General features: G+C 64.4%; 25 protein-coding genes. 13 read left to right on the top strand and 12 right to left on the bottom strand.

All coding sequences use genetic code 11. The features are described 5' to 3' along the window. Positions 1-63: 63 nt before the first annotated feature. Positions 64-939 carry a sulfurtransferase gene (locus JQ633_RS34505; protein WP_211990290.1) on the bottom strand — a complete coding sequence of 292 codons (876 nt, stop codon included), beginning with the start codon at positions 937-939 and terminating at the stop codon, positions 64-66. A gap of 266 nt (positions 940-1205) precedes the next feature. On the opposite strand from JQ633_RS34505, the gene ispG reads away from it, so the two are divergent. Then, complete coding sequence (ispG, locus tag JQ633_RS34500) at positions 1206-2495, top strand: flavodoxin-dependent (E)-4-hydroxy-3-methylbut-2-enyl-diphosphate synthase (RefSeq protein ID WP_211990289.1); 1290 nt, start codon at positions 1206-1208, stop codon at positions 2493-2495. Between the two features lie 288 nt (positions 2496-2783). Continuing rightward, complete coding sequence (locus JQ633_RS34495; RefSeq protein WP_211990288.1) at positions 2784-3677, top strand: TauD/TfdA dioxygenase family protein; 894 nt, start codon at positions 2784-2786, stop codon at positions 3675-3677. 116 nt (positions 3678-3793) lie between these two features. Here the strand turns inward: JQ633_RS34495 and dgt are convergent, their stop codons facing one another. After that, a complete protein-coding gene (dgt, locus tag JQ633_RS34490) occupies positions 3794-5233 on the bottom strand; it encodes a dGTP triphosphohydrolase (RefSeq protein ID WP_211990287.1) in 1440 nt (479 codons plus the stop codon). Between the two features lie 478 nt (positions 5234-5711). Between dgt and JQ633_RS34485 the strand changes: the two genes are divergently transcribed. Further along, a complete protein-coding gene (locus JQ633_RS34485) occupies positions 5712-7052 on the top strand; it encodes a Rieske 2Fe-2S domain-containing protein (RefSeq protein ID WP_211990286.1) in 1341 nt (446 codons plus the stop codon). Between the two features lie 152 nt (positions 7053-7204). On the opposite strand, the gene JQ633_RS34480 is transcribed toward JQ633_RS34485, so the two are convergent. Both JQ633_RS34480 and JQ633_RS34475 read right to left on the bottom strand, forming a co-directional pair. Then, complete coding sequence (locus tag JQ633_RS34480) at positions 7205-8812, bottom strand: Na+/H+ antiporter (protein WP_211990285.1); 1608 nt, start codon at positions 8810-8812, stop codon at positions 7205-7207. Between the two features lie 129 nt (positions 8813-8941). Continuing rightward, positions 8942-9316, bottom strand: a complete 375-nt coding sequence (locus JQ633_RS34475; RefSeq protein ID WP_211990284.1) for a nuclear transport factor 2 family protein — start codon at positions 9314-9316, stop codon at positions 8942-8944. A 99-nt stretch (positions 9317-9415) separates the two neighbouring features. Here JQ633_RS34475 and JQ633_RS34470 point away from each other — a divergent pair, with 99 nt between their 5' ends. Continuing rightward, entirely contained in the window at positions 9416-9850 is a 435-nt protein-coding gene (locus JQ633_RS34470; RefSeq protein WP_211990283.1) for a GFA family protein, read from the top strand. Positions 9851-9865: 15 nt separating this feature from the next. On the opposite strand, the gene JQ633_RS34465 is transcribed toward JQ633_RS34470, so the two are convergent. After that, positions 9866-10546 carry a DUF1345 domain-containing protein gene (locus JQ633_RS34465; RefSeq protein ID WP_211990282.1) on the bottom strand — a complete coding sequence of 227 codons (681 nt, stop codon included), beginning with the start codon at positions 10544-10546 and terminating at the stop codon, positions 9866-9868. Between the two features lie 17 nt (positions 10547-10563). Continuing rightward, positions 10564-11484 carry a polyprenyl synthetase family protein gene (locus tag JQ633_RS34460; protein WP_211990281.1) on the bottom strand — a complete coding sequence of 307 codons (921 nt, stop codon included), beginning with the start codon at positions 11482-11484 and terminating at the stop codon, positions 10564-10566. Between the two features lie 183 nt (positions 11485-11667). On the opposite strand from JQ633_RS34460, the gene mtgA reads away from it, so the two are divergent. The 3 genes from mtgA (at position 11668) to JQ633_RS34445 (ending at position 13426) form a co-directional block, all read left to right on the top strand. Continuing rightward, positions 11668-12339: a monofunctional biosynthetic peptidoglycan transglycosylase gene (gene mtgA / locus JQ633_RS34455; protein ID WP_211990303.1), complete on the top strand. Its 672-nt coding sequence runs from the start codon at positions 11668-11670 to the stop codon at positions 12337-12339. 159 nt (positions 12340-12498) lie between these two features. After that, positions 12499-12681: a 50S ribosomal protein L32 gene (gene rpmF / locus JQ633_RS34450; RefSeq protein ID WP_211990280.1), complete on the top strand. Its 183-nt coding sequence runs from the start codon at positions 12499-12501 to the stop codon at positions 12679-12681. A 133-nt stretch (positions 12682-12814) separates the two neighbouring features. Next, entirely contained in the window at positions 12815-13426 is a 612-nt protein-coding gene (locus tag JQ633_RS34445) for a hypothetical protein (RefSeq protein ID WP_211990279.1), read from the top strand. A gap of 22 nt (positions 13427-13448) precedes the next feature. Here the strand turns inward: JQ633_RS34445 and JQ633_RS34440 are convergent, their stop codons facing one another. Beyond that, a complete protein-coding gene (locus tag JQ633_RS34440) occupies positions 13449-13727 on the bottom strand; it encodes a hypothetical protein (RefSeq protein WP_211990302.1) in 279 nt (92 codons plus the stop codon). A gap of 222 nt (positions 13728-13949) precedes the next feature. Here JQ633_RS34440 and JQ633_RS34435 point away from each other — a divergent pair, with 222 nt between their 5' ends. Further along, positions 13950-15641 carry a bifunctional diguanylate cyclase/phosphodiesterase gene (locus JQ633_RS34435; RefSeq protein ID WP_211990278.1) on the top strand — a complete coding sequence of 564 codons (1692 nt, stop codon included), beginning with the start codon at positions 13950-13952 and terminating at the stop codon, positions 15639-15641. A gap of 159 nt (positions 15642-15800) precedes the next feature. Here JQ633_RS34435 and phaR read toward each other — a convergent pair whose 3' ends face one another. Next, positions 15801-16394, bottom strand: a complete 594-nt coding sequence (gene phaR / locus JQ633_RS34430; protein ID WP_211990277.1) for a polyhydroxyalkanoate synthesis repressor PhaR — start codon at positions 16392-16394, stop codon at positions 15801-15803. 312 nt (positions 16395-16706) lie between these two features. On the opposite strand from phaR, the gene JQ633_RS34425 reads away from it, so the two are divergent. The 3 genes from JQ633_RS34425 (at position 16707) to yddG (ending at position 19760) form a co-directional block, all read left to right on the top strand. Continuing rightward, on the top strand, positions 16707-17885 hold the full coding sequence (locus JQ633_RS34425; protein ID WP_050387764.1) for an acetyl-CoA C-acetyltransferase: 1179 nt from the start codon (positions 16707-16709) through the stop codon (positions 17883-17885). A gap of 185 nt (positions 17886-18070) precedes the next feature. After that, positions 18071-18796, top strand: a complete 726-nt coding sequence (gene phbB, locus JQ633_RS34420) for an acetoacetyl-CoA reductase (protein WP_211990276.1) — start codon at positions 18071-18073, stop codon at positions 18794-18796. Positions 18797-18887: 91 nt separating this feature from the next. After that, positions 18888-19760 carry an aromatic amino acid exporter YddG gene (gene yddG, locus JQ633_RS34415; protein ID WP_211990275.1) on the top strand — a complete coding sequence of 291 codons (873 nt, stop codon included), beginning with the start codon at positions 18888-18890 and terminating at the stop codon, positions 19758-19760. A 76-nt stretch (positions 19761-19836) separates the two neighbouring features. Here yddG and JQ633_RS34410 read toward each other — a convergent pair whose 3' ends face one another. Continuing rightward, positions 19837-20283 carry a cupin domain-containing protein gene (locus tag JQ633_RS34410; protein WP_211990274.1) on the bottom strand — a complete coding sequence of 149 codons (447 nt, stop codon included), beginning with the start codon at positions 20281-20283 and terminating at the stop codon, positions 19837-19839. Beyond that, positions 20280-21047 (bottom strand): hydroxyacylglutathione hydrolase, encoded by a 768-nt coding sequence (gene gloB, locus JQ633_RS34405; RefSeq protein ID WP_211990273.1) that lies wholly within the window; start codon positions 21045-21047, stop codon positions 20280-20282. Before gloB ends, JQ633_RS34410 begins: the two co-directional genes overlap by 4 nt. 160 nt (positions 21048-21207) lie before the next feature. Between gloB and JQ633_RS34400 the strand changes: the two genes are divergently transcribed. After that, complete coding sequence (locus tag JQ633_RS34400) at positions 21208-21960, top strand: class I SAM-dependent methyltransferase (protein WP_211990272.1); 753 nt, start codon at positions 21208-21210, stop codon at positions 21958-21960. 172 nt (positions 21961-22132) lie between these two features. On the opposite strand, the gene JQ633_RS34395 is transcribed toward JQ633_RS34400, so the two are convergent. Both JQ633_RS34395 and prmC read right to left on the bottom strand, forming a co-directional pair. After that, the gene (locus tag JQ633_RS34395) at positions 22133-22960 is read right to left on the bottom strand and encodes a DUF4167 domain-containing protein (RefSeq protein WP_211990271.1); all 828 of its coding nucleotides are present in this window, start codon (positions 22958-22960) and stop codon (positions 22133-22135) included. A 442-nt stretch (positions 22961-23402) separates the two neighbouring features. Next, complete coding sequence (gene prmC, locus JQ633_RS34390; RefSeq protein WP_211990270.1) at positions 23403-24293, bottom strand: peptide chain release factor N(5)-glutamine methyltransferase; 891 nt, start codon at positions 24291-24293, stop codon at positions 23403-23405. A 104-nt stretch (positions 24294-24397) separates the two neighbouring features. On the opposite strand from prmC, the gene JQ633_RS34385 reads away from it, so the two are divergent. Next, on the top strand, positions 24398-24823 hold the full coding sequence (locus JQ633_RS34385; RefSeq protein ID WP_211990269.1) for an HIT family protein: 426 nt from the start codon (positions 24398-24400) through the stop codon (positions 24821-24823). Positions 24824-24953: the final 130 nt, after the last annotated feature.

Here is a 24953-nt window from a genome sequence, read left to right as displayed (position 1 = left end):
CGAACTCGCAGTCGTCCTGGCTTTCGCCAGGACGACGATGCGGATGGATCACGTACTCCCCACTCAGCCTCGCTCGATCGGCAACGTCTCATCCTTCGCCCATTCGCCCATCGAGCCGTCATAGAGCGTGAGGTTGTCGTAGCCGAGCCGGTGCAGCTGGAACAGGTCGATGGTCGCCGAGATGCCGCCGCCGCAATAGGCAACGACCCGCTTGTCCTTGCTGATGCCCTGCGCGGCGAATGCTGCTTCGGCCTCGGCCGGCGGGAGGAAGGCCTTGCTCTTGGGATCGATCAGGGTTGCCGCCGGCACGCTGACGCTGCCGGGGATGCGGCCGGGGCGGCCGTAGCGGCTCGGCTCCAGGCCTTTGTAGAACTGCGGACCGAGCGCGTTGACGATGACGGTGTCGGCCTCGGACGTGGCGGCGAGCACGTCGTGCTTGTCGACGAACAGGCCTTCGCGCGGCCGCGCGGAGAAGGTCGCGGGCGGATAGCCGCCGGCGAGGCCGGTCTCGATGTCGCGGCCCTCCGCGGTCCATTTGTCGATGCCGCCGTCGAGCACGGCGGCGCCGTCGAAGCCCAGCGCGCGCAGCATCCACCAGAACCGCGTCGCCCACATCGCGGTGCCGATCGAATAAAGCACCACGCGGCTGTTCGCCGAGATGCCATGGCGGCCGAACGCGGCCTCGAGCTGGCCGACCTCGGGCATCATGAAGCGCAATTCGGTGCGGGCATCGGAGAATTCGGCCTGTAGATCGACGAAGTTCGCGCCCGGGATGTGCCCGGCCTCGAACGTCTGGCGGCCCGAGACGACAATATAGGGAATGCCGCTGCCGGCGGGCGCCGGCTCCAGGTAGGTGGTGCAGTCGAACAGCCGCAGATCGGGCCGGGAGAGGACGTCGGCGAGTTCCGCCGTGGTGATCAGCTCGCTGTGGCCGGCCATGTCGCGTCCTCCCTCGGTGCCTTAACAGGATGCTAAGATGCTCCGGATCACATGAAAAGCTGCGACTTTGCCCTTTGATTTAACCCCATCCGGTCCAATATAGCTGGTCATGCAGACCGCCGCTGCATGGCTTGCCTTTGGCCGCAATCGGCGGCATAAGCTGTTGAATTCACTCCGGAACATGACCGCTCGGCCGCCTGAGCGCGGAGCCGCCGCCCCTTTGGCCCCCTTGGTGACTGTCACCAAAACCTGATATTCGAGACGCCATGAACAAGCCCGAGATTTTGCCGCAAGACGACGTCGCTGGCCCTGCGCCGCGGCACCAAACCACGCAGGTCATGGTCGGCAACGTTGCCGTCGGCGGCGGTGCGCCGATCGTCGTGCAGTCGATGACCAACACCGACACCGCCGATATCCAGGGCACCATCGCCCAGGTCGCGGCGCTGTCCCGCGCCGGCTCCGAGATGGTGCGCATCACCGTCGATCGCGAGGAGGCCGCCGCTGCCGTGCCGCACATCCGCGACGGCCTGCGCAAGCTCGGCCTCACGACGCCCCTGATCGGCGACTTCCACTATATCGGCCACAAGCTGCTCGCCGAGTATCCTGATTGCGCCGAGGCGCTCGACAAGTACCGCATCAATCCCGGCAATGTCGGCTTCAAGAACAAGCGCGACACCCAGTTCGCCGACATCATCGAGATCGCCAACAAGAACGACAAGCCGGTGCGCATCGGCGCCAATTGGGGCTCGCTCGATCAGGAGCTGCTCACCAAGCTGATGGACGAGAACACCGCCTCGCCGAATCCGCGCGACGCCCGCGCGGTCACCCGCGAGGCGATGGTGCAGTCGGCGCTGCTGTCGGCCGCGCGCGCCCAAGAGCTCGGCATGCCCAAGAACAAGATGATCCTGTCGGCGAAGGTTTCCGCCGTGCAGGATCTGATCGCGGTGTATCAGGAGCTGGCGCGCCGCTCGGATTACGCGATCCATCTCGGCCTCACCGAAGCCGGCATGGGCTCGAAGGGCATCGTCGCCTCCTCGGCCGCGCTCGGCATCCTGCTGCAGCAGGGCATCGGCGACACCATCCGCATCTCGCTGACGCCGGAGCCCGGCGGCGACCGCACGCTCGAAGTGCAGGTCGCGCAGGAATTGCTGCAGACCATGGGCTTCCGCACCTTCGTGCCGCTGGTGGCGGCCTGCCCGGGCTGCGGCCGCACCACCTCGACCACGTTCCAGGAGCTGGCGCGCTCGATCCAGGATTTCATCCGCGATGAGATGCCGGCCTGGAAGACCAAGTATCCTGGTGTCGAGCAGCTCAACGTCGCGGTGATGGGCTGCATCGTCAACGGCCCCGGCGAATCCAAGCACGCCAATATCGGCATCTCGCTGCCCGGCACCGGCGAAGCGCCGGCCGCGCCCGTCTTCGTCGACGGCAAGAAGTTCCGCACCCTGCGCGGCCCCGGCATCGCCGCCGACTTCAAGGCGCTGGTGATCGACTACATCGACCAGCGCTACGGCAACGGCGCCAAGCTGCCGGAGACGGCGGGAGCGGCGGAGTAATTTCACTCCGCTCTTAACCCACACTCCGCTGTCGTCCCGGTGAAGGCCGGGACCCATAACCACAGGCGGTGGTTGTGGTGCGAGACGTGGGTTACCAGCCTTCGCAAAACACCACCCTGTGGTTATGGCTCCCGGATCTGCGCTTCGCTTCGCGGAGCCTGTCATCGGGCGGCGCTCTGCGCCGACCCGTTGGCTTGTCCGGGACGACAGATATGTTTGCGGCGGCGATTGCGCTTCCGTCGACGCGCGCTACCATGCTCCCAATCAAGAACGATCGGGAGCACGCCCATGAGCTCACTGTCCGGCAAGCAAGGCCCGCGCTATCGGCACACCGCCGATTCCACCGAGCCCTTTGAGACCATCGGCGTCGAGAAGCTGACGCCGATCATCGGCGCGGAGATTTCCGGCGTCGATATCGCCAAACTCATCGACGACGAGACGCGCTCCAACCGCCAGATGGACGAGATCCATCGCGCGCTCGCCGAGAACCTCGTCATCTTCTTCCGCGACCAGCACATCACCCCGGCCCAACACCTCGCCTTCGGCCGCAAGTTCGGCGAACTGCATGTGCATCCCGCTGCGCCGAACGAGGGTGATCCGGCGCTGATGAAGATCTATGCCGACAAGGATTCGCCGCGCGCCAATGGCGAGGGCTGGCACACCGATGTGTCCTGCGACCTCGAGCCGCCGATGGGCTCGATTCTCTACATCAAGCAGTGCCCGCCGCGCGGCGGCGACACGCTGTTCGCCAACATGTACGCGGCCTATGAGGCGCTGTCGGACCGCATGAAGGCCTATCTCGACGGGCTGACCGCGCTGCATGACGGCGAGCAGACCTATCGCGGGCTCTACGCCAATTACGGCGTCGCCGACAAACGGGAATATCCGCGCGCCGAACATCCGATTGTGCGCACCCATCCAGTGACCGGGAAAAAGGCGCTCTACGTCAACCGCGGCTTCACCCGCTTCATCGTCGGCGTCCCGCGCGATGAGAGCGATGCCATGCTGGCCTATCTTTACCAGCACGCCGAGAACCCGCTGTTCCAGTGCCGCTTCCGCTGGACCGAGAACGCGATCGCGTTCTGGGACAACCGCTGCGCCCAGCACCGCGCGATGTGGGACTACTGGCCGCACACGCGGTCCGGCACGCGCGTGACGGTGAAGGGCGAGCGGCCGGTGTAAGAATGGTATCAAAGCTGGCGATTCTAATTTTGCCGGCCGCAATCGGCATTTGCTGAGGCCAATGCCTATTTCTCATCGGTCTTAATGTATGGACTAATCAACGATCGGCCAGGGGATTAGTACGGCTTATAGATTGAAGGCGCATTGATTCCGATCAAGCGCGAATAGAATTCAACACAATAGCGATCGGTCATGCTCGCAATAAAATCACATACGGTCCTGAGACGCCATTGCCTGCTATTTGAGGCTTCGTAGGTCGCTCTGACGTCATGCGGCAAAAGCTTCTCTCCGCCCTTTTGCGTTAGAGCCTTAAAGATGTGCTCGATGATTTCGCGCCCCCGTCGATCAGCCATCTTGAAACGGTTGGACATTACGAGCGCTTCGTAAGCAAATCTCTTGAGCACTTCAATCGTTTGGAAGGTACCAAGGTTCAATCGGACAGAGCTAAGGGCTGGTGCACGCGCGTTCCATTTGAACTCAATGTTCGACATGAAAGCGTAAACTAGCCTAGATGTGAATTCGTTTCGAAATCTTCCCTCCTCTTGAAGCATCGTCGAACCAGCAGACACCTCAGCAGAGAGTGCGTAGCTGAGTTCTTCGTTTGACATCTTTGTTCGCTTCATGCGCTCGAATAGGCCTTGTGACGGCTCGAAGATACCCCTCGTCATGGAGAGCACAATTCTGTCGACTCCATCAATGTTGAGTGCTTCTTGATCACACAGCGTCTTCGGATAGCCCTTACGCATCTTCTGATTGACCACATCCGCTATGCGTCGCTTGAGCGAATTCGGCGCAGCCGCCATTGAAAGGGGGGAGAGGAATCCTGCCTTGAACGCATCTTCAAGATCGTACGTCGAATATGCGATGTCATCAGCGAGGTCCATAATGCTGCACTCAAGCGTTTTGAACTTCCCCGATCTACAGCGAGGAGCGATTGAAGACCGAATGTCTCGGATCAGCGTTGCCTCACTCGCGTAGTAGCCCTTTACGACGTCACTTCCTCTTCTGCGTTTTGGCGCGATAGCCCTGTCATACTTCAAAATGGAAGCGAGCGTGCGATAGGTTAAGTTCAGTCCTGTTCTGGCATCGCGTCCCTTGACGACTACCCGCTCGATTTCCTTTTTCTCAAGCCTTGTTAGGATGCGGATGGTTTGCGCGTTTCCTTCGAACCCGCCATGGGCCTTCATCAACTCGTCCAGGGCCCGTTCACCATCATGGCCGAACGGAGGGTGTCCGAGATCGTGAGCGAGAGCGGCGAAATATACCAAGTCGAGATCGATAGGTGAGCGCGTGAGCTCCTTCTCACTATTGTTGAGATTTAGAGCGATGCCGGTCGCGATCTGCGCGACCTCCAGACTGTGCGTTAGCCGATTTCTGAAAAAATCATTTTCATCAGATGGAAAAAGCTGCGCTTTTCCCTGCAAGCGACGAAAGCACGGCGAATGCATCAATCGAGCTACATCGCGCCGATAGGCTGTTCGGGCATCACCTCCCTTTGGGGCGACCTTATTGACCCGCTTTTCGTCCGCCTGTGGAGTGTACAGCCTTCTTGCCATCCCCAACCCCGCTCCGACCCGAGTGGCGCGATTGGTCCTGGCCCACGTTGCCTTTTCCAATTGCAATCCTAGCCACTGAAGAGACCTGCTCTGCGCCCTTAAGTTTTGCTAGACGCAGTCCCACGGAGTCAATCTTTGGAAGATCTGCCATAACTGTCTCCTATTTAGATCTTTGTTTTTACACAAGTTCTTCGATCGCTTCAAGAACAAAATAGGAACAAATTGAGGCGATTCAATTGACGGTTACTGATTCTATAACGCTCGACACCGAACCGGAATCCCCGTGATTCGGCTTTTTTTCTGGGGCCAAGTGTGGGGATATCCATGCAGCGTGGTTGCAATTTCTTGTCGAGCCGAGTGGCGCGGACGGAATGCTGACGACATTGCGTCAGCATTCCTAGGTCCGAGCGGCTATCAAGTTGACGCGTCGGGATGACACGCGAGAGACTTCAAAAAACAATACATCGGGAGGCCGTCCATGCTGCGCGCCGAAGACAACAAGTTCCTCACCGAGTCCGGTGCCGGAACGGGCATGGGCGAATTGCTGCGCCGGTTCTGGATCCCGGTGCTGCTCTCCGAAGAACTCCCCGAGCCCGACAGCGACCCGAAGAAGATCGTGGTGATGGGCGAGGAGCTGCTCGCCTTCCGCGACTCGCGCGGCGTGGTCGGGGTCGTCGACCAGTACTGCCCGCATCGCGGCGCCAATCTCTGGCTCGGCCGCAACGAGGAATGCGGCATCCGCTGCGTCTATCACGGCTGGAAGTTCGACACCGACGGCCGCTGCGTCGACATGCCGACCTCGTATCCGGACCTCAATGCCAAGGACCTGATCCGCATCAAATCCTATCCGGTACGCGAATGGGGCGAGATGATCTGGGCCTATATGGGCCCGGCGGAAGCGATGCCGGAATTGCCGGCGCTGGAGATGGCGCTGCTGCCGGCCTCGCACCGCTTCGTCACCAAGAAATGGCAGGACTGCAACTGGGTGCAGGCGGTGGAAGGCTCGATCGACACCGCGCATTTCACCTTCGCGCATCTCTCCTTCGAAAAGGAGGAGAACGAGATCCTCGACATCAAGAAGCATTTCGTGAATCCGCTGACGCGGGTCGCGACCGATCACATGCGCTGGATCGCGGAAGATCCGCGGCCGGTGATCAAGATCAATCCGCACGAGGCCGGGCTGACCGTCGCCGGCGGCCGGCTCACCGGCAGCGACAATATCTACTGGCACATCGCCCAGTTCCTGATGCCGTTCCACGCCTACGCGCCGAGCTCGATGCCGGGCGAGAACATCTTCGGCCAGACCTTCGTGCCGGTCACCGACACCGGTTGCTGGATCTACACTTATGCGTGGAATCCGCACCGCCCGTTGACCGGGGCCGAGCGCGAGGGTTACCGCAACGGCAACGGCGTGATGGCCGTCGTCGACGAAAACTACGTGCCGCTGCGCAACAAGGCGAACGACTATCTGATCGATCGCAAGCTGCAGCGGACCAGGAGCTACACCGGCATCAAGGGCGTCTCCGAGCAGGACGCCGCGGTGCAGGACAGCCAGGGCCCGATCGCCGACCGCAGCCGCGAGCATCTCGGCCCGACCGATCTCGGCATCATGCATTTCCGCAAGCTGGTGATGGACGCCGCCCGCGCGCTGCAGAACGGCGAGGCGCCGCCGCACGTCAAGCACCAGGACCGCTACACCGTGCGCTCCGGCGCCTGCGTGACGAGCAAGAGCAAGGACCTCACCGCCGTGATGATCGAACGCTTCGGCGATCCCGCGGGATTCGTCGGCGGTCCAGGGCAGAACGCGGCGGCGGAGTAGCCAACGCTGCGGAGTCCACCACCACCGTCGTCCCCGCGAAGGCCGGGACCCATTACCACAGGGGGGCGTTGTTGAGGCGAGCTGTGGCCCCAGCCTTCGCCAAACCAGCCGCGGTGGTTATGGGTCCCGGCCTTCGCCGGGACGACGAAGAATTACAGCGGCATCCTCCGATACTCGCGGTTGCTCAAGCTCGCCTCCTCCAGATCCAGATCGCGCTCGATGCGCCGGCGCGTTTCGTCCGTGATCTTGCCGTCGCGCAGCAGGGTGTGGATGAACTTGCGTTCGGCGGAGATCAGCTCGCGCGTGAGCTCGGTGCCGGTGGCGGAGACGTCGTGCCGGTCGGGATCGAGCGCATCCGGCAGCTGGTTGAAGCGGATCTCGTGGCGCGAGCGCAACAGCTTGACGACCTCGTCTGACAGCTCGCGGTCGTCGGTGATGGCATCGAGCGATTTCAGCGCGGCGTTCAGCGCCTCGCGCCGCGCCGCGATCTCCTGCTCGTGCTCGGCGAAATGCTCGCTGCGGCCTTCCCTCGCGAGGCCGAGCCAGCGCACCACCAGCGGCAATCCGAGCCCGAGCCCGACCAGCGTCACGAAGATCACGCCGAAGGCGACGAACAGGATCAGGTCGCGATATGGGAAGACGTCGCCGCTCGGCAGTGTCAGCGGCAGTGCTAGTGCGGCGGCGAGCGAGACCGCGCCGCGGACGCCGGTGAACGCCACCACGAACACCGCCCGCCATGACGGCAGCGGATCGTTCGCGCGCAGTCGCGGATTGATCCAGCGCGGCAGATAGGTGCCGGGAAACACCCAGAGGAAGCGCGCCACGATCACGATAATTGCGACCAGCGCGGTGGCTTCCAGGATGTCATGCAGCGGGAACGACTTCGACTTCTCGTACAGCGAGCGCATCTGGAAGCCGGTCAGCAGGAACAGCAGGCCCTCGATCAGATAGATGATCAAGTCCCAGAAGAAGATGCCCTGCAGACGGGTGGCCGCCGAAATCAACAGCGGTCCGTTCCAGCTCATATAGAGCCCGCAGGCCACGGTCGCGATCACGCCGCTGCCGCCGAAATGCTCGGGAATCCAGTAGGCGAGATAGGGCGTGATCAGCGACAGCGTGATCTCGACCTGCGGATCCCGGGCGCGGCGGCGGGCGCGCAGGCTGAGCCAGCCGATCGCCGTGCCGAATGCGACCTCGCCGGCGACGATGACGAGGAAGGTGCCGGTCGCCTTCGGCAGCGAGAACAATCCGGTGGTGATCGCCGCCAGCGCGAACCGATAGAGGATCAACGCGGTGGCGTCGTTGGCGAGACCCTCGCCTTCGAGGATCACCAGGATGCGGCGGGGCATGCCGAGCTTGCGTGCGATCGCCAGCGGCGCGACCACGTCCGGCGGCGCGACGATAGCGCCGAGCAGGAAACCGACGCCCCAGGGCAGGCCGATCAGATAATGCGTCGCGGTCGCGACCATGAAGGCGGTGAAGATCACGCAGCCGACCGACAGCAGGATGATCGGCCGCAGGTTGGCCTTGAACTCGCGCCAGCTCATCGCGACGCTCGCCGAATAGATCAGCGGCGGCAGCACCACCAGCAGCACCAGCTCCGGCGGCAGTTCGAACGACGGCATGCCCGGCACGAAGGCGAGCACGATGCCGACCAGCAGCAGCAGGATCGCGGGGGCAATGTCGGTCCGCCGCGCCACCAGGGCGGTTCCCGCCAGCACGCCGAGCAGGGTGAGAAAGATCTGAAATTTGGCTTCCATGACGGGTCAATTCGCCCGGAAACCAGCGCCAGTCAATGCGGTCCGGCCACGGCCGGACCACAGGGGCATGTCACCTGATTGTCGCGAGATGCCGCCGCTTCGGCAGAGCCGGAAGCGGGGCGCCGTCGATCAGTCCCGCAGGTCGTAGCGGTAGGATTTCGAGACGATCTGCCAGCCATCCGCGAGCTTCATCGCCACCAGATAATCGGTGAAATAGCGCGGGGGCAGCTGGCAGCGCACCTTGATGAAGGCGGTGTTGTCGTCGGAACGGTCGATGGTGACGATGAAGTCCTCGCGCGGTTTGCCTTCCGCCTTGCCGGACGGCCGCTTGCGTACCCAGGCGAGCCAGTCCGGCACGGTCAGGATCTTCAACTCGCCCTTCTCCACCCAGCGCAGGTCGGCACTGGGATGAAAGGCCGCGGCAAGCTTGTCGGCATCGCCTTCGTAGAGGCCGTCGAAATAGGTCTGCACGACGCTTTCGACGCTGGATCGAGCCTGGCTCATTGGTTGGTCCTCCCGGCAGGAATTTGCTCTGATAGGATTTAGCCATGAACCGCCGGCCCGCGCCATGGCCGGCGCCAAAATTCCGCGTGAGGGTGACCTTTGACCGCATCTGAAAATCAAAACGCTCGCATCCTGACCGGCGAATGCTACTGCCGCGCGCTGCGCTACGAAGTCGCCGACGAGTTCGCCTATGCGCTGAACTGCCACTGCTCGGACTGTCGGCGGACCACCGGATCGGCATTCAAGCCGTTCGCGGGAATCGCGCGCGAAAAGTTCCGCGTCGTCAGCGGCGCCGATGACCTCACGATCTACGGTGGTGAGGCGGCCCATAACGCGCATTGCCGCCATTGCGGCTCGATGCTTTATTCCGTCGTCCGCGACGGCGCCTTCGTCCATGTCACGATGGGAACGCTGCGCGATGCGCCGGCGATCCGGCCGGGCGCGCACATCTTCGTCGGCTCCAAGGCGCCGTGGTATGCGATCACGGACGACCTGCCGCAATATCAGGGGCATGTCACGCGGGATACGGAATAGACCTGCGTCCGATCGCTAGATCGCACTTGCCGCGATGTTCACCATCAGTGCCAGCAGCGCGGTGTTGAACACGAATGAGATGATGCCGTGCACGGTCGCGGTGCGGCGGATGATCTTGTCGGTGATGCCGACATCGGAGACCTGCGCGGTCATCCCGATCACGAACGAGAAATACACGAAGTCCCAATAGTCGGCGTCGACATGCTCCTCGCCGCTCGGGAATTGCAGGCCGCCGGGCTTTCTGCCGCGATAGAATTCGTGGGCGTAATGCAGCGCGAAGGCGGTGTGGACCATCCCCCATGACAGCGTGATCGTGATGACGGCAAGGGCAATCGCGGACGGACTGTTCTTGGATGCCCCGAGTTCGAACACGATGGCGGCAAGGCTCGCCAGTGCGCCGAATGCGGTCAGCAGCAGGATGAAGAAGCGGCCGTCGTCCTGCATCGCCGCGCTGCGCTTGATGTAGGCGATGCCACAGCGCAACATCATCAGATAGGCCAGCAGCAGATACAGCGCGGCGAACCCGTCCCATCCGATCAGAAGCCGCGACACCAGGCGTCGCGAGTCCGGCAGCAGCAGGCAGAGCACGATGCCGAAGGCGAGCGCTAGGAAGGTGCGCGGCCGGCCCACGATGACGCGGGCCGGCATCGGCAGCTTGCGGAAACGAACAAGGGGATCGACGGGCGCCTCGTTCATGTTCCGCGTCGCTTTCGCTAGCTCTTCCGCTCCGCCACGAAGCGGGCGGCGGCGCGCAGCACATCGCCCCGTCCGCCGAACACCGACAGCGCGGCGTCGGCGCGCGCCAGCAGGTCACGCACGCGCTGCTTGGCGCCCTCGATGCCGAGCTGGGTGACGAAGGTGGTCTTACCGAGCGCGGCGTCGGCGCCGGCCGGCTTGCCGAGCGCGGCTGCATCGCCCTCGACGTCGAGCAGGTCGTCGGCGATCTGGAAGGCTTCGCCGAGCGCTTTGCCGTAATCGTCAAGCGCCTGGTACTCTTGCGGCGAGGACTGGCCGAGGATCGCGCCGGCGATGCAGCCGAAGCGCAGCAGCGCGCCGGTCTTCATCTGCTGCAGGCGGGCGACGTCGACCGGCTCGCGATCGCCGAAGCGGCCTTCGCCGGCGAGGTCGAGGATCTGGCCGCCGGCCATGCCGCCGATGCCGGAGGCGCGCGCTAGCGCACGGGTCAGCAGCAGGCGGACATTGGCGTCCTTGTGGATCGCATCGCGGGTGATGATGTCGAAGGCGATGGTCAGGAGCGCGTCGCCGGCGAGAATCGCAGTGGCGTCGTCATAGGCCTTGTGCAAAGTCGGACGGCCGCGGCGCAGGTCGGAATTGTCCATCGCCGGCAGATCGTCGTGGATCAGCGAATAGCAATGGATGCATTCGAGCGCGGCGCCGGCCAGCAGGGCGGCCTCGCGCGGCACGCCGAACACTGCGGCGCTCTCGACCACCAGGAACGGCCGCAGGCGCTTGCCGCCGCCGAGGCTGGAATACCGCATCGCCTCGATCAGCCGCTTCGGGCGGACGATCTCGTCGGTTTCGGTCGTATCAGACAGCAGTCTGGCGAGCAGGGCTTCGGTATCCTCCGCGGTCTGGTCCAGCCGCTTGGCAAAGTCTGCAGTACCGGTCGTCATTAAGAATTGCTCCAGATCGATTTCGGCCGGACAATCGTTGATGACACCGGCTTCGTCAATTCCAGCCTGCGACGGATTGCGCCTTAAAAGTGCTGGAAAAACCGTGAATTATCACACAGACGTCAGGTAGTGCCGGTGTTATCGCCGGCGCGCGGGGCCGCATCCCAGCCGGAAACCGTCGTTTTGCGCATCATCCGAATTTTATTGCTGATTTTGCTGGCCCTGCTGTTGCTGCCGTATCTGGTGACGCCGTTCTACCGGACCGGGCACCCGGTTTCGGCCCTGATGGCGTGGCGGACCCTGACCGGCGCGCCGATGACCCGGCACTGGATCGATTTTCGCGACATGTCGCCCTATCTGCCGCGCTCGGTGGTCGGTTCCGAGGATGCCCATTTCTGCAAGCACAAGGGCGTCGACTGGGGCGCGCTGCGCGAGGTGCTCGACGACGCCGAGGATGGCGAGGTCGCGCGGGGCGGCTCGACCATCACCCAGCAGGTCGCCAAGAACCTGTTCCTGTGGAATGGCCGCAGCGTGATCCGCAAGGGTCTGGAACTGCCGCTGGCGCTCTGGATCGATCTCGTGCTGCCGAAGCAGCGGGTGCTGGAAATCTACCTGAACATCGCCGAAATGGGCCCGTCCGGGCAGTTCGGCGCCGAGGCGGGCGCCCAATATGCCTTTGGCCGCTCCGCCGCGGACCTGTCGCCGCGCGAGGCGGCGCTGCTGGCGGCGATCCTGCCCAATCCGGTCAAGCGAAGCGCCCGCAAGCCCGGCCCCGGGGTGCGCCGGCTGTCCGGAACCTATATGGCCCGGGCCAACGCGGTGGAGCGCTGCTGGCGCGAAAATCGCGGCGATTAGGCCAATTCCGGGCGCTTTTTGCAGGCCTCGGGCCTAGCATTACGCGATCCCTTCCTCTATAAGCGCGGCCTTACCGGCATTGCAGCTTGCGCTCCGTACGCGCTGAGCCGCGTCCGTATTTCGGACGATGCCTCCGCAACACCCCTAGAGGACACCGTTATGGCCGTTCCCAGAAGAAAAACCTCGCCGTCGCGCCGTGGCATGCGCCGTTCGGCCGATGCGCTCAAGACCCCGACCTATGTCGAGGACAAGGACTCCGGCGAGCTGCGCCGTCCGCACCATCTCGACCTGAAGACCGGCATGTACAAGGGCCGCCAGGTCCTGAAGAAGAAAGAGTCCTGATCGGGCATTCGGGCCGTCGCGCCGCAATCTGCGGCGCCTGATTTCGGCCAACGAATGCGTTCAAGACGGGCGTTCAGCGGCGAGGCCAGTGCCTCGCCGTACTGCTTGGTCTCCTGTTTAAGGCGCAAGCCCGATGGTCGGTTTTCCGCTGCTGCTGATCCCGCTCGCGGTCTACAACATCATCGTCTTCCTGATGCCCGGCGTGTCCTTCACGGATCCGCTGCTCAGGCTGACGCTGATGTCGGGCGAGGTGTGGCAGATCACGCTGAGCGACATGCTGCTCGCCGCCGGCGTGCTGCTGCTCCTGCTCGAAGTGATCAAGGGCGCGCGTCCCGGCGCAAAATATCTCACCGATCATCTGCTGTCGCTGATCGTGTTCGGCGCGGCCGCGGCTGAATTCGTGCTGTGGCCGAAGTTCGGCAACTCGACCTATTGCCTGCTCACGCTGCTTGCGCTGGTCGATTTCATCTCCGGAATTGCGCTGCGCACGCGCCGCCGCCGCGCGGCAGTGACCGGCGGCCATGGCCAGTTCGAGCCCGTGCCCGCGGATGCGCCGCCGCCGGCACCCGCCGTTGCTCCGGCGCCGATCGCGCCGCCGTCGCCGGCACCCGTTCCGCCGGCCGCACCAGCCCCGTCAGCGTTCGATGCCGAGCCGCATGACCAGCCAAAGCCGGCGCAGCCGACGGTCGCGTCGCCCGACCTGCAGCCGGGCAACCAATCGCCGCCGGACACGCCGCAGCGCTGACTGCTGTCTCCGTTATTTCTGTCTAGATGATCTGCCGGGTGCGCCGCGCGACGCTGCGCCGTTCGTAGACATGCGGGCCGTATGCGGTCTGCGCGTCGGCGGGGGATCCGCGTCGCAGGCCCCGCGTCTGCGGCTCGCGCGCGGCGGTCGCGATCAACTGGGCCAGGAATGACGGATCTGCGTGCGGCAGCGCGATCTTGGGCGCCCAATGGGTCGTTGCGGCCAGCGGGACCAGAGCGTTGCCGGAATCGCGGGTCGTCTCGTCGTCCAGAACTTCCCACTCATCATCGGCATCGAACATCGCGAACAAGACCCTGTCTGGACTGTTATGTTTTGGGACGTTGCGTCCTTCGCAACCTCCTAGTGGCAAGGGTCATGCCTGCGGCGTCCGTTCCGTTCCCGGCGACCGCCAAATGTGGTTTCCAGATTATTTATCAACTTCTCCTAGCGTCGGATTCGCCGGAACTACTATCTTGAGGACATACAGAATCACCGCCTGATGTCCCGAATCGAGGCAAGCTTGATGCCCACTGTCCCGCCAGCTGCCAGCATCCTCGCCGCGCTCGGTCAGGCGACCTTCGCCTGGGATCTGGTGACCGATGCGATCGCCTGGAGCGATAACGTCGCGGCGGTATTCCCTGACATCCCCGAGCAGGCATTCGCGACCGGTGCGGCGCTGGCGACGCTGATCGAGCCGCAGCGCTCGGTCCGGTCAGACGCGCTCGGCCAGGGTGGACCGACGCGTGGCGGCGAAGCTGTCCCTTACCGGATCGAATACGGCGTGCGCGCCGTCACTTCAGCGCCCGTGATCTGGATCGAGGAGACCGGCTGCTGGTTCGCCGGCCCCGACGGCCGGCCGGCGCGCGCGGAAGGCATCATCCGCGTCAACAACGAGCGCCACGCCCACGACGAGCAGCTGCTGAAACTGTCGCGGCACGATCCGCTGACCAACGAGTTGAACCGTACCCATCTGATCGCCTCGCTCGCCGAGACGATCGAGGAATGCGCGCGCTTCCGCAGCACCTGCGCCTTCATGCTGATCGGTATCGATCATCTGGCGCGGGTCAACGATGCCTTCGGCTTCGATGTTGCCGATGCCGTGATCGCGGAGATCGCGAGGCGAATCCGCGCCCGGCTGCGCAGCGGCGACATGCTCGGGCGTTTTTCCGGCAACAAGTTCGGCCTGATCCTGCGCAACTGCACCGTCGACGACACCAATGTCGCGGCCGAGCGCTTCCTCGCGGCGGTGCGCGACGATGTCGTGCCGACCAAATCCGGCCCGGTGTCGGTGACGGCCTCGATCGGCGCCGTCACCATCCCGCGTCACGCGCGGACGGCGGAAGAGGCGGTCAACCGCGCCCAGGAGACGCTGGAGGCGGCCAAGAGCCGCCGTGCCGGATCGTTCGCGCTGTGGAAGCCGAATGTCGAGCGCGACGCGCAGCGCCGCGTCAACATCCGCGTCACCGACGAGATCGTCACCGCGCTGAACGAGCGGCGGATCGTGATCGGCTTCGAGCCGGTGGTCGATGCGCGCGCGCGGCAGCCGGCATTCTACGAGTGCCTGGTGCGCATGGAGCAGGACGACGGCCGCGCGCTGCTCGCGCCCGACATCGTACCGGTCGCCGAGCGGCTCGGCCTGATCCGGCTGGTCGATCACCGCGTGCTGGAGCTTGCCGTCGCCGAGCTCGCGGCCGCGCCCGGCGTGCAGCTCAGCCTCAACATCTCGCCGGATACCACGATGGATCCGGACTGGTGGACCACGATCGAATCCTTGATGCGCGCGCATCCTGGCGTCGGCGAGCGGCTTATCGTCGAGATCACCGAGACGGTCGCGATCCAGGACATCGACGACGTCCGCGGCTTCGTGACGCGGCTGAAGAATTTCGGCAGCCGGATCGCGATCGACGATTTCGGCGCCGGCTACACCTCGTTCCGCAACCTGCGCAAGCTCGGCGTCGACATCGTCAAGATCGACGGCGCCTTCGTGCAGAATATCGTGCGCTCGTCCGACGACCGCGCCTTCGTGCAGACGCTGATCGATCTCGCGCGGCGCCTGGAGATCAAGACGGTCGCCGAATGGGTGCAGGACGAAGAAGCCGCCATGATGCTGCGCGAGTGGGGCTGCGATTTCATCCAGGGCCGTCTGATCGGCCTCGCCTCGCCGGACCGCCCGTGGAACGCGGCAGCGGAAAAGGCCGTGCCGGCGGCGGGCTAGTTTGCCGCGCAATCAAGCAAGACCCGTCATCCTGAGGAGGCCGCAACGCGGCCGTCTCGAAGGATGAATCGGCCCGGCTGGTGGCCGTCGACCCTTCGAGACGCGCTGCGCGCTCCTCAGGGTGACGGAATCTTGAGCGGAAAGCGTTTCGAGAAACGCCTACTCGTCCTTCTTCGCCGGCTGCGACATGCGCTCGAGGCGGTCCTGCATGTCCTTCATCTGGCGGCGGAGGTCGTCGATGTTGTCATCGCCTTGCGTGGGCTCCGACGCCTTCTCCGCCTCGGCGTTCGTTCGCTGCTGCGGTACGAACGGCTTGAACATCGAGAAGGTCTGCTGGAACAGCTCCATGTTGCGACGGACCTGCTCCTCCAGCGGAGCAAACGGCGTCCCGCTCAGCGCGCCGGCGATCTGCTTGCGGAACTTTTCCTGTTCCCTGGTCAGCGTCTCGAGCGACTGTTCGAGATATTTCGGCACCACCATCTGCATGCTGTCGCCGTAGAAGCGGATCAACTGGCGCAGGAACGTGGTCGGCAGCAGGTTCTGCCCGGCCTTGTTCTCCTGTTCGAAGATGATCTGCGCGAGCACGGAGCGGGTGATGTCGTCGCCGGTCTTGGCGTCATAGACGAGGAAATCCTCGCCTTCCTTCACCATCGCCGCGAGATCCTCGAGCGTCACATAGGTGCTCGTACCGGTATTATAGAGCCGCCGGTTCGCGTATTTCTTGATCGTGGTCGGTTGTTCAGATTTTGCCATGGGCTCTCACTTCAGCACCGAAGAACCTGGAACCCGGCAGCATCGCCGCAGGGCTAAATGCAACGCATCGCAGCAAAGGTAAGCATTTTCAAAGCGGTTCGGCTACCGTTTTGTGCGGCACGGTTAATCCCAAAGCATCGGGATTGCTCAGGAAAGTGCCAAGGGCGTCATTTTGAGTGCGGCGCGGCGCGAAATCCGCCACTGGCCAATTGACACGCGCTCCCTAGGTTAACAGGATGGAATCAAGAGACAGGCCCGCCAAACCGGCCGCCCGCCGTCGAGAAACCCAGCTACAACCAACAGGAGATGTCCATGTCAGACGATGTCGTCATCGTCAGCGCCGCCCGCACCCCGGTCGGCAGCTTCAACGGAGCATTCGCCACCACGCCGGCGCACGACCTCGGCGCGATCGCCATCAAGGCGGCGCTTGAGCGTGCCGGTGTCGAGGGCGGCCAGGTTTCCGAAGTCATCATGGGCCAGATCCTCACCGCCGCCCAGGGCCAGAACCCGGCCCGCCAGGCCTCGATCGCGGCCGGCATTCCGGTGGAAAGCCCGGCTTGGGGCGTCAACCAGCTCTGCGGCTCGGGCCTGCGCACGGTGGCGCTGGGCTACCAGGCGCTGCTCAACGGCGATTCCTCGATCGTGGTTGCCGGCGGCCAGGAATCGATGAGCATGGCCCCGCATGCGCAGTACCTGCGCGGCGGCGTCAAGATGGGCGGCCTCGAACTGATCGACACCATGATCAAGGACGGCCTGTGGGATGCCTTCAACGGCTACCACATGGGCAACACCGCCGAGAACGTCGCCAAGCAGTACCAGATCACGCGCTCGCAGCAGGACGAGTTCGCGGTCTCCTCGCAGAACAAGGCCGAGGCGGCGCAGAAGGCCGGCAAGTTCAAGGACGAGATCGTCCCGGTCACCATCAAGTCGCGCAAGGGCGACATCGTCGTCGACACCGACGAATATCCGCGCCACGGCGCCACCCTCGATGCGATGGCCAAGCTCCGCGCCGCCTTCGAGAAGGAGGGCACGGTGACCGCCGGCAACGCCTCGGGCATCAATGACGGCGCTGCCGCCGTGGTGCTGATGACCGCCAAGGAAGCCGCCAAGCAGGGCAAGAAGGTGCTCGCCCGCATCGTCTCGTGGGGCCAGGCCGGCGTCGATCCCAAGATCATGGGCACCGGTCCGATCCCCGCTTCGCGCGCCGCGCTGAAGAAGGCCGGCTGGAATATCGCCGACCTCGACCTCATCGAGGCCAACGAGGCGTTCGCGGCGCAGGCCTGCGCGGTCAACAAGGACCTCGGCTGGGATCCGGCCAAGGTCAACGTCAACGGCGGCGCGATCGCGATCGGGCATCCGGTCGGTGCGTCGGGCGCGCGCGTGCTGGTGACGCTGCTGCACGAGATGCAGAAGCGCGATGCCAAGAAGGGCCTCGCGACGCTGTGCATCGGCGGCGGCATGGGCATCGCGATGTGCGTTGCACGCGACTGAACAAAAGGCAGCGAGGCGGGTTAGGTGATGAAAAGATCATCTGTCAACCGCGGCGCGAGCTGATAAACATGATGCCCGGCCTCGCGCCGGGCATTTTTGTTTCAATGGCACTTTTGTTTCGAGGTGTTGTGAGTGCGAAGACCGGAGTGATCCGGTTATAAAAGACGGCCAAGGAGGAGACGGACATGGCACGTGTTGCATTGGTGACGGGCGGAACGCGGGGCATTGGCGCGGCGATCAGCAAGGCGCTGAAAGCTTCGGGATACAAGGTGGCGGCGAGCTACGCCGGCAATGATGCGGCGGCGGAGAAGTTCAAGGCCGAGACCGGCATCCCTGTTTACAAATGGGATGTCGCATCGTTTGACGCCTGCGCGGAGGGCGTCAAGAAGGTCGAGGCCGAGCTCGGCCCGGTCGACATTCTGGTCAACAACGCAGGCATCACCCGCGACACCGCCTTCCACAAGATGACGCTGCAGCAGTGGAACGATGTGATCAACACCAACCTCGGCTCGCTGTTCAACATGACGCGCCAGGTGATCGAGGGCATGCGCGCCCGCAAGTTCGGCCGCATCATCTCGATCTCCTCGATCAACGGCCAGAAGGGCCAGTTCGGCCAGGTCAACTACTCGGCGGCGAAGGCCGGCGATATCGGCTTCACCAAGGCGCTCGCGATCGAGAACGCCAAGGGCGGCATCACCGTCAACGTCATCGCGCCGGGCTACATCAACACCGAGATGGTGCAGGCGGTGCCGAAGGACGTGCTGGAGAAGAACGTGATCCCGCAGATCCCGGTCAATCGTCTCGGCGAGCCCGAGGAGATCGCGCGCGCGGTGGTGTTCCTCGCCGCCGACGAGGCCGGCTTCATCACCGGCTCGACGCTGACCATCAACGGCGGCCAGTATCACGCCTGACGCAACAAGCGTCGCCGCGTCGCAGGCGCCACCAATCAAGTCGTGATGCCCGGCCTTGTGCCGGGCATTCACGTCTGTACAAGGGTCCGCGATGACGACCCGCACCGCCACCCTCGTTGGACTGACCGCCATCCTGATGTGGTCGCTGCTGTCAGTGATGACGGTTGCGACCGGCCTGATCCCGGCCTTCCAGCTCGCGGCGATGACATTTGGGATCGGCGCCGCGGTGGCGTTTGCGAGCTTCCTGTTCCGCCCCGCCGCCTTCGCCGCACTCAAGCAGCCGGCGGTGGCCTGGGTCGTCGGCGTCGGCGGGCTGTTCGGCTATCACGCGCTGTACTTCCTGGCGCTGCGCTTCGCGCCGCCGGCGGAAGCGGGCCTGCTGAATTATCTCTGGCCGCTGTTGATCGTGCTGTTCTCCTCGCTGCTGCCGGGTGAGCGGCTCGCGGTCCATCATGTCGTCGGCGCGGTGCTCGGTCTTGTCGGCACCGTGCTGCTGTTCGCCGGCAACACCGGCAGCTTCACGCGAGAACAGATACCGGGCTTCGCGGCGGCGTTCGTCGCTGCCTTCGTCTGGGCGTCCTATTCCGTTATGTCGCGCCGGCTCAAGGCGGTGCCGACGGATGCGGTGGCCGGGTTCTGCCTTGCCACCGCGGTACTCGCCGCGCTGGTGCACATGATGGTCGAGACCACGGTGTGGCCGGCGACACCGCTGCAATGGCTTGCCGTGGTCGCGCTCGGCATTGGCCCGGTGGGCGCGGCGTTCTTTGCATGGGACATCGGCATGAAGCGCGGCGACATCCGCGTCCTCGGCGCTGCGTCCTACGCCACGCCGCTGCTCTCGACCGCGTTCCTGATCCTGGCCGGATTTGCCAAGCCGAGTGCGAACATCGCGATCGCCGCGATCCTGATCGCGGGCGGTGGGCTCATCGCGGCGAAAGACATGGTGCTGCGGAAAAGAACGTAGGATGGGTAGAGCGAAGCGAAACCCATCATCTCACCGCGCGGACGCAATTGATGGGTATCGCTTCGCTCCACCCATCCTACGAAGCGGGCGACGAAGGCTCCCAGCCCTTCGGCGCGAGCTCAAAGCTTGCGAACTCGAATGCCGGGGCGACGGTGCAGCCGACCAGGGTCCAGTCGCCGGTGCTTTCCGCGGCCTGCCAGGCATGCGCAGGCACAATCGCTTGCGGCAGTTCACCGCTTGCGACATCCGGCCCGAGCGTCACCGTGTGCCGGCTTCCGCCATCCTCCGCGATCTGCAAGCGCAGCGGCGCGCCGGCGTAATAGTGCCAGGTCTCGACGGCGTCGATACGGTGCCAGTGCGAACGCTCGCCGCGTGCAAGCAGGAAGTAGATCGCGGTCGAACAGCTGCGCCCACTGGCGTCACGGCGCTCGTCGCGAAACGTCTCGCGAAAATGCCCGCCTTCGGGATGCGGCTTGAGGTCCAGCCGGGCGATGATCTCGGCGGCGGAGAGGTTTGACGTCACGACTTGTTCTTGCGCTCGCGCAGCTCGCCGAACACCTGCGCCGGATCGGCGCCCTTCATGTGCAGCTTGGCCGCGACCACGGGCTCGTCGGCACGCAGGAACACGTTGGCCTTCTTCTCGTCGCCGAGCAGCACCGGGATCGTCGGCTTGTTCTCCGCGCGCAGCTTCGTCACTTCCGCCGCGCGGGCCTGCAAGGCGGCGTTGTCGGGCTCGACGGTGAGGGCGAACTTCACGTTGGAGGCGGTGTATTCATGGCCGCAATACAGGCGGAAATCATCCGGCAGCGAGCGCAGCTTCAAAAGCGAATCCCACATCATCGGATAGGTGCCCTCGAACACCCGGCCGCAGCCGATCGAGAACAGCGTGTCGGCGGCGAACACCGCCTTCTCGGCGTCGAACACGTAGGAGATATGGTCGAGCGTATGGCCGGGCGTCTCCACCACGCGCGCGAGCAGGCTGCCGACCTTGATGACGTCGGCATTTTCGGCGCGCAGATCGACATTGGCGATCTTCGCAGATTTGTCATGCGGGGCGACGACACGGCAGCCGTATTTCTGCTTCAGCTCGGCGACGCCGCCGACATGGTCGCCATGGTGATGGGTGATCAGGATGTCGGTCAGCGTCCAGCCCTCGCGCTCCAGCGCCGCGATGATCGGGGCGGCCTCCGGTGCGTCGATCGATGCGGTCGCCTTGGTCGCGGGATCGTGGATCAGGTAACCGAAATTATCGGTCAGGCAGGTGAAGGTGCGGATTTCGGCGGCCATGTTATCTCCACGAATGGCTTTCCAAGAAGAGGCTTGCCAGGAAGCGGCTTGGGCGAGAGCGCTAAGAAGCCAAATATAGGAGTGAAATATGGCGTTAACGCTCCGGCGGCAACGCAATTTTCGGCACGGCGCGGCTCAAGGGGGCATGTTAGGTTAGGGCATGGACGTCATCGACCTCCGGGATTTCTATTCCCAGCGCCTCGGCATCGTGGCGCGGCAGCTGATCAACCGCGGGATCCGCGACCGCTGGCCCAACGCCGAGGGCCAGCGCGTGCTCGGCCTCGGCTATCCGACGCCCTATCTCGGCCTGTTCCGCGAGACCTGCGAGCGCTGCATCGCCTTCATGCCGGCGGCCCAGGGCGTGCTGAAATGGCCGACCGGCCGGCCGGCACTGGCGACCCTGATCGACGAATTTTCGATGCCGCTGCCGGATGCCGCGGTCGACCGCGTGCTGCTGGTGCATGCGCTCGAGATGTCCGACGATCCGGAGCGGCTGCTGCGCGAGGTCTGGCGCGTGCTGGCGCCGTCGGGGCGGCTGATCGCCGTCATCCCGAACCGGCGCGGCGTATGGACGCGCACCGACAACACGCCGTTCGGCCACGGCCGGCCCTATTCGCGTGCGCAGATCACGCAGCTGTTGCGGCAGACCTGGTTCACGCCGACCGCGTGGGGCGAGGCGCTGTTCATGCCGCCGGTGCAGGGCAGCTGGTTTCTACGCTCGGCGATGGCGTGGGAGCGGGTCGGCGCGGCGTTGTCGATGCCGTTCGCCGGCGTGCATATCGTCGAAGCCAGCAAGCAGGTCTATCGCGCGATTCCCGCCAACCGCGAACGCGCGCGGCTGATCCCGTCGCTGCAGCCGGTGCTGGTGCCGTCGTCGACCGCGACGCGCAGTTCGGCGCAGCCGAAATGGTGATGCCGTCGTAGGTGGGCAAAGGAGCGCAAGCGACGTGCCCACCATTCTCGGCGTGCTCGTGAAGGTGGGCACGCTGCGCTTTGCCCACCCTACGCAGTTACGTATCTCGCGACATAAAAAAGGGTGGGTGCGGCGCTTGCGCCGTCACCCACCCTGTAAAGCATTCGCCGGCTCAATCGTTGCCGGACGTCGCGTCCTCGCTCTGCGCGGGCTGCGTGGACATGTCGGGACGCGGACTGTGCGGACGGCGGCGCCGGCGCGGGAAGCGTTCGCCACGCTCGCTGCGTTCACCGCCGCCATTGCCCTCATAGGTGCCGTTGACCGGCGGCTGCGGCGCGCCGCCGGTGATGAAGGAGGGCAGACGGTCGACGCCGCCAGGATCGGCAAGCACCGGCTGCGGCTGATTCTGCGGCGGCGGCTGAAACTGCGGCTGCGGACGGTCACCGCGCTCGCGCTGTTCACCACGTTCGCGCTGCTCACCACGTTCGCGGTGCTCGCCACGTTCGCGATGCTCGCGCGGCTGATGCTCACGCTGCTCGCGCGGCTGCTGTTCGCGGGGCTGCTGCTGGTCGCGCTGATAGGGCTGCTGGTTGTTGTCGCGCATGTAGGGCTGCGGCACGAAGCCCGGCTCCTGGCCGAAGCTCGAATAGCCGTCGCTGTCGTCGTCGGCGTCTTCGGACGTCGTGATCTCTGCGTCGGGGCGCGGCTGCTGCTGGTTCTGCCGGAACTGCTCCTGCGCGGCTGCGATGATCCGGTAATAGTGCTCGGCGTGCTGGTAGTAGTTCTCGGCCGCAACCGGGTCGCCGGAGGAGCGCGCATCGCGCGCGAGCTGAACGTATTTCTCGGCAACGTGGGAGGCCGTGCCGCGGATCTTGATGTCGGGTCCGTTGGATTCGTACACCCGCGTCAGAGGATTTTGGCCGCGCCGGTTATTGTTGTTATTGTTGTTGTTATTATTGTTCCGGTTACGCATCCGCTTGTTGTTTTGACCGTTTCTCATATGTCGCCTTTTATTCCAGCCCTGAAGTTATTGCAGTCCATCGCCTGGTTCGATTCGAGCGCGCGCTAAGGCGCACGGAATCGCACTACCGTTCGAATTGGTTCGATGTCGCAGACCGTCGCGTTCAGCAAAGACGCGTTCCCCAACCGCCGACGGACTCCGCCAGCGACCAAATCATTCCGCCCGTCGAGACAGGCTCAGTTCTCTCACGTAAGTCTTCAAGCGCAATAACAGGCTTTCGTTCGCTTGGCGGTCGAGAGCAGCACAGCTCCGGCTATTGCGCTCAAATGGACCTGCGTTCGTGGAACCTTTCGATCGGCGGGCTCTCTTCGAGAACCCTGGTCATCACCCGTAGGCTACGGGGCCAGCACCGATGTTGTGCCCGGAACGTAGTCGTTCCGGGGGGATATTCCAAGAGGTTTTTTTGCGTTCCAATAGGACTTTATCGGGGCAGCCGGCGGCCGGAAACCGCCCTCGGGATACCCCCCAGATCGGCCCTGGACGGGCCCGCTGGGGATAACCCCGCAGCCGTCATCAGCGCTTCAACGTCGCCCTCCTGGCCCTGCCCGATTTCGACAACCAGTGCTCCACCCGGGGCCAAAAGACACGCAGATTGCGAGATCAGCGCGCGGTAGGCGTCAAGGCCGTCGCTGCCGCCGTCCAGCGCGGCGCGGGGGTCGTGGTCGCGCACCTCAACGGCGAGGCCGGCAATGTCGGCCGAGCGGATGTAGGGCGGGTTCGATACGATGAGGTCGAATGGTCCGGTCAGCCCGCTGGCGTAGTTCGCGATGGTGAATGTCGCGCGATCCGCCAATCCGAGCTGCCTTGCGTTCTCGGTTGCGGTCTGCAGGGCCTGCACCGAAATGTCGGTGCCGAAGCCATGCGCGCCGGGCAGTTCCGAGAGCAGCGCAAGCAGGATCGCGCCGGTGCCGGTGCCGAGATCGGCGATCCGTAAGCCACGATCGGCCGCGCCATCGGCGCGTACCAGTTCCAGTGCGCGCTCGACCACCGTCTCGGTGTCGGGCCGCGGCACCAATGTCGCTGCGGAAAGCTGCAGCGGCAGCCCCCAAAACTCCTTCACGCCGAAAATGCGCGCGACCGGCTCGCCCGCGAGGCGGCGCTGCGCGAGCGCTTCGAGGCGTTTAGCTTCGTCCGGCGTCAGCGCGCGGGTCGCAGCCGTGACCAAACCAGTCAAATTGAGACCGAGCGCTGCGCCGACCAATAGCCGCGCATCGAGCTCTGCGGAATCGTTGCCGGCCGTCTTCAGGCGCGCGGCGAGCGCGCGCCTCGCGGTCTCGACAGTCTGGTTGCCATGCTCAGCAGGTCGGCTCATCGCGCGTTGTTAGCCGATGGTCGATGCGGCGTCGATATGGCTTGCGCCGCGCGCAGGGCGCGCGCACGGTCGCGTCCTCAATCCGGATCCGGACGCGAGCGACCATGACCGCCTATGACGACCAGAACATCTTTGCAAAGATCCTCCGCGGCGAGATCCCGAGCTTCAAGGTCTATGAGACCGAGCGGACCTTCGCTTTCCTCGACATCATGCCGCGCTCGCCGGGGCACACGCTGGTGATTCCCAAAGCGCCCGCGCGCGGCATCCTCGATATCGCCGAGGACGATCTGGCGGAAGTCGCGCGGTCGGCCAAGCGCATCGCCATCGCCGCGATGAAGGCGTTCAGCGCCGACGGCATCATCATCCAGCAATTCAGCGAACCCGCCAGCGGGCAGGTGGTGTTTCACCTCCATATGCATGTGATGCCGGTCAAGGCCGGCGTCGCGCTGCTGCCGGCGCAGACCCACAAGCAGGACATGGACGTGCTCGCCGAGCACGCGAAGCGGATGATCGCGGCGCTGGGAAGCTGAGGCCGCTGGCGCAGCCTTCCGGCACGGCTCGCAGAGCGTCCCCACCCACCGCCGTCATCGCCCGGCTTGATGTTCAGCCCGGGGACATGACCGACGGGTGTTCGGGGACATAGCCGACACTTGTTCCGCT

This window comes from Bradyrhizobium tropiciagri (assembly GCF_018130505.1).
Classification (GTDB): Bacteria; Pseudomonadota; Alphaproteobacteria; order Rhizobiales; family Xanthobacteraceae; genus Bradyrhizobium; species Bradyrhizobium tropiciagri_B.
Note: the sequence above shows the minus strand (reverse complement) of the source record. Positions and strands in the feature narration are given on the sequence as shown.

Bases quoted from the DNA above. Each gene is read 5' to 3' on its own strand.
- JQ633_RS34485 (WP_211990286.1), top strand. From the start codon at position 5,712: ATGCTGCGCGCCGAAGACAACAAGTTCCTCACCGAGTCCGGTGCCGGA.
- yddG (WP_211990275.1), top strand. From the start codon at position 18,888: ATGACGACCCGCACCGCCACCCTCGTTGGACTGACCGCCATCCTGATG.
- gloB (WP_211990273.1), bottom strand. From the start codon at position 21,047: ATGGCCGCCGAAATCCGCACCTTCACCTGCCTGACCGATAATTTCGGT.
- JQ633_RS34460 (WP_211990281.1), bottom strand. From the start codon at position 11,484: ATGACGACCGGTACTGCAGACTTTGCCAAGCGGCTGGACCAGACCGCG.
- JQ633_RS34400 (WP_211990272.1), top strand. From the start codon at position 21,208: ATGGACGTCATCGACCTCCGGGATTTCTATTCCCAGCGCCTCGGCATC.
- JQ633_RS34480 (WP_211990285.1), bottom strand. From the start codon at position 8,812: ATGGAAGCCAAATTTCAGATCTTTCTCACCCTGCTCGGCGTGCTGGCG.
- JQ633_RS34505 (WP_211990290.1), bottom strand. From the start codon at position 939: ATGGCCGGCCACAGCGAGCTGATCACCACGGCGGAACTCGCCGACGTC.
- JQ633_RS34385 (WP_211990269.1), top strand. From the start codon at position 24,398: ATGACCGCCTATGACGACCAGAACATCTTTGCAAAGATCCTCCGCGGC.
- JQ633_RS34395 (WP_211990271.1), bottom strand. From the start codon at position 22,960: ATGAGAAACGGTCAAAACAACAAGCGGATGCGTAACCGGAACAATAAT.
- rpmF (WP_211990280.1), top strand. From the start codon at position 12,499: ATGGCCGTTCCCAGAAGAAAAACCTCGCCGTCGCGCCGTGGCATGCGC.
- JQ633_RS34495 (WP_211990288.1), top strand. From the start codon at position 2,784: ATGAGCTCACTGTCCGGCAAGCAAGGCCCGCGCTATCGGCACACCGCC.
- phaR (WP_211990277.1), bottom strand. From the start codon at position 16,394: ATGGCAAAATCTGAACAACCGACCACGATCAAGAAATACGCGAACCGG.
- phbB (WP_211990276.1), top strand. From the start codon at position 18,071: ATGGCACGTGTTGCATTGGTGACGGGCGGAACGCGGGGCATTGGCGCG.
- dgt (WP_211990287.1), bottom strand. From the start codon at position 5,233: ATGGCAAGAAGGCTGTACACTCCACAGGCGGACGAAAAGCGGGTCAAT.
- JQ633_RS34465 (WP_211990282.1), bottom strand. From the start codon at position 10,546: ATGAACGAGGCGCCCGTCGATCCCCTTGTTCGTTTCCGCAAGCTGCCG.
- JQ633_RS34445 (WP_211990279.1), top strand. From the start codon at position 12,815: ATGGTCGGTTTTCCGCTGCTGCTGATCCCGCTCGCGGTCTACAACATC.
- JQ633_RS34425 (WP_050387764.1), top strand. From the start codon at position 16,707: ATGTCAGACGATGTCGTCATCGTCAGCGCCGCCCGCACCCCGGTCGGC.
- JQ633_RS34435 (WP_211990278.1), top strand. From the start codon at position 13,950: ATGCCCACTGTCCCGCCAGCTGCCAGCATCCTCGCCGCGCTCGGTCAG.
- JQ633_RS34440 (WP_211990302.1), bottom strand. From the start codon at position 13,727: ATGTTCGATGCCGATGATGAGTGGGAAGTTCTGGACGACGAGACGACC.
- ispG (WP_211990289.1), top strand. From the start codon at position 1,206: ATGAACAAGCCCGAGATTTTGCCGCAAGACGACGTCGCTGGCCCTGCG.
- prmC (WP_211990270.1), bottom strand. From the start codon at position 24,293: ATGAGCCGACCTGCTGAGCATGGCAACCAGACTGTCGAGACCGCGAGG.
- JQ633_RS34475 (WP_211990284.1), bottom strand. From the start codon at position 9,316: ATGAGCCAGGCTCGATCCAGCGTCGAAAGCGTCGTGCAGACCTATTTC.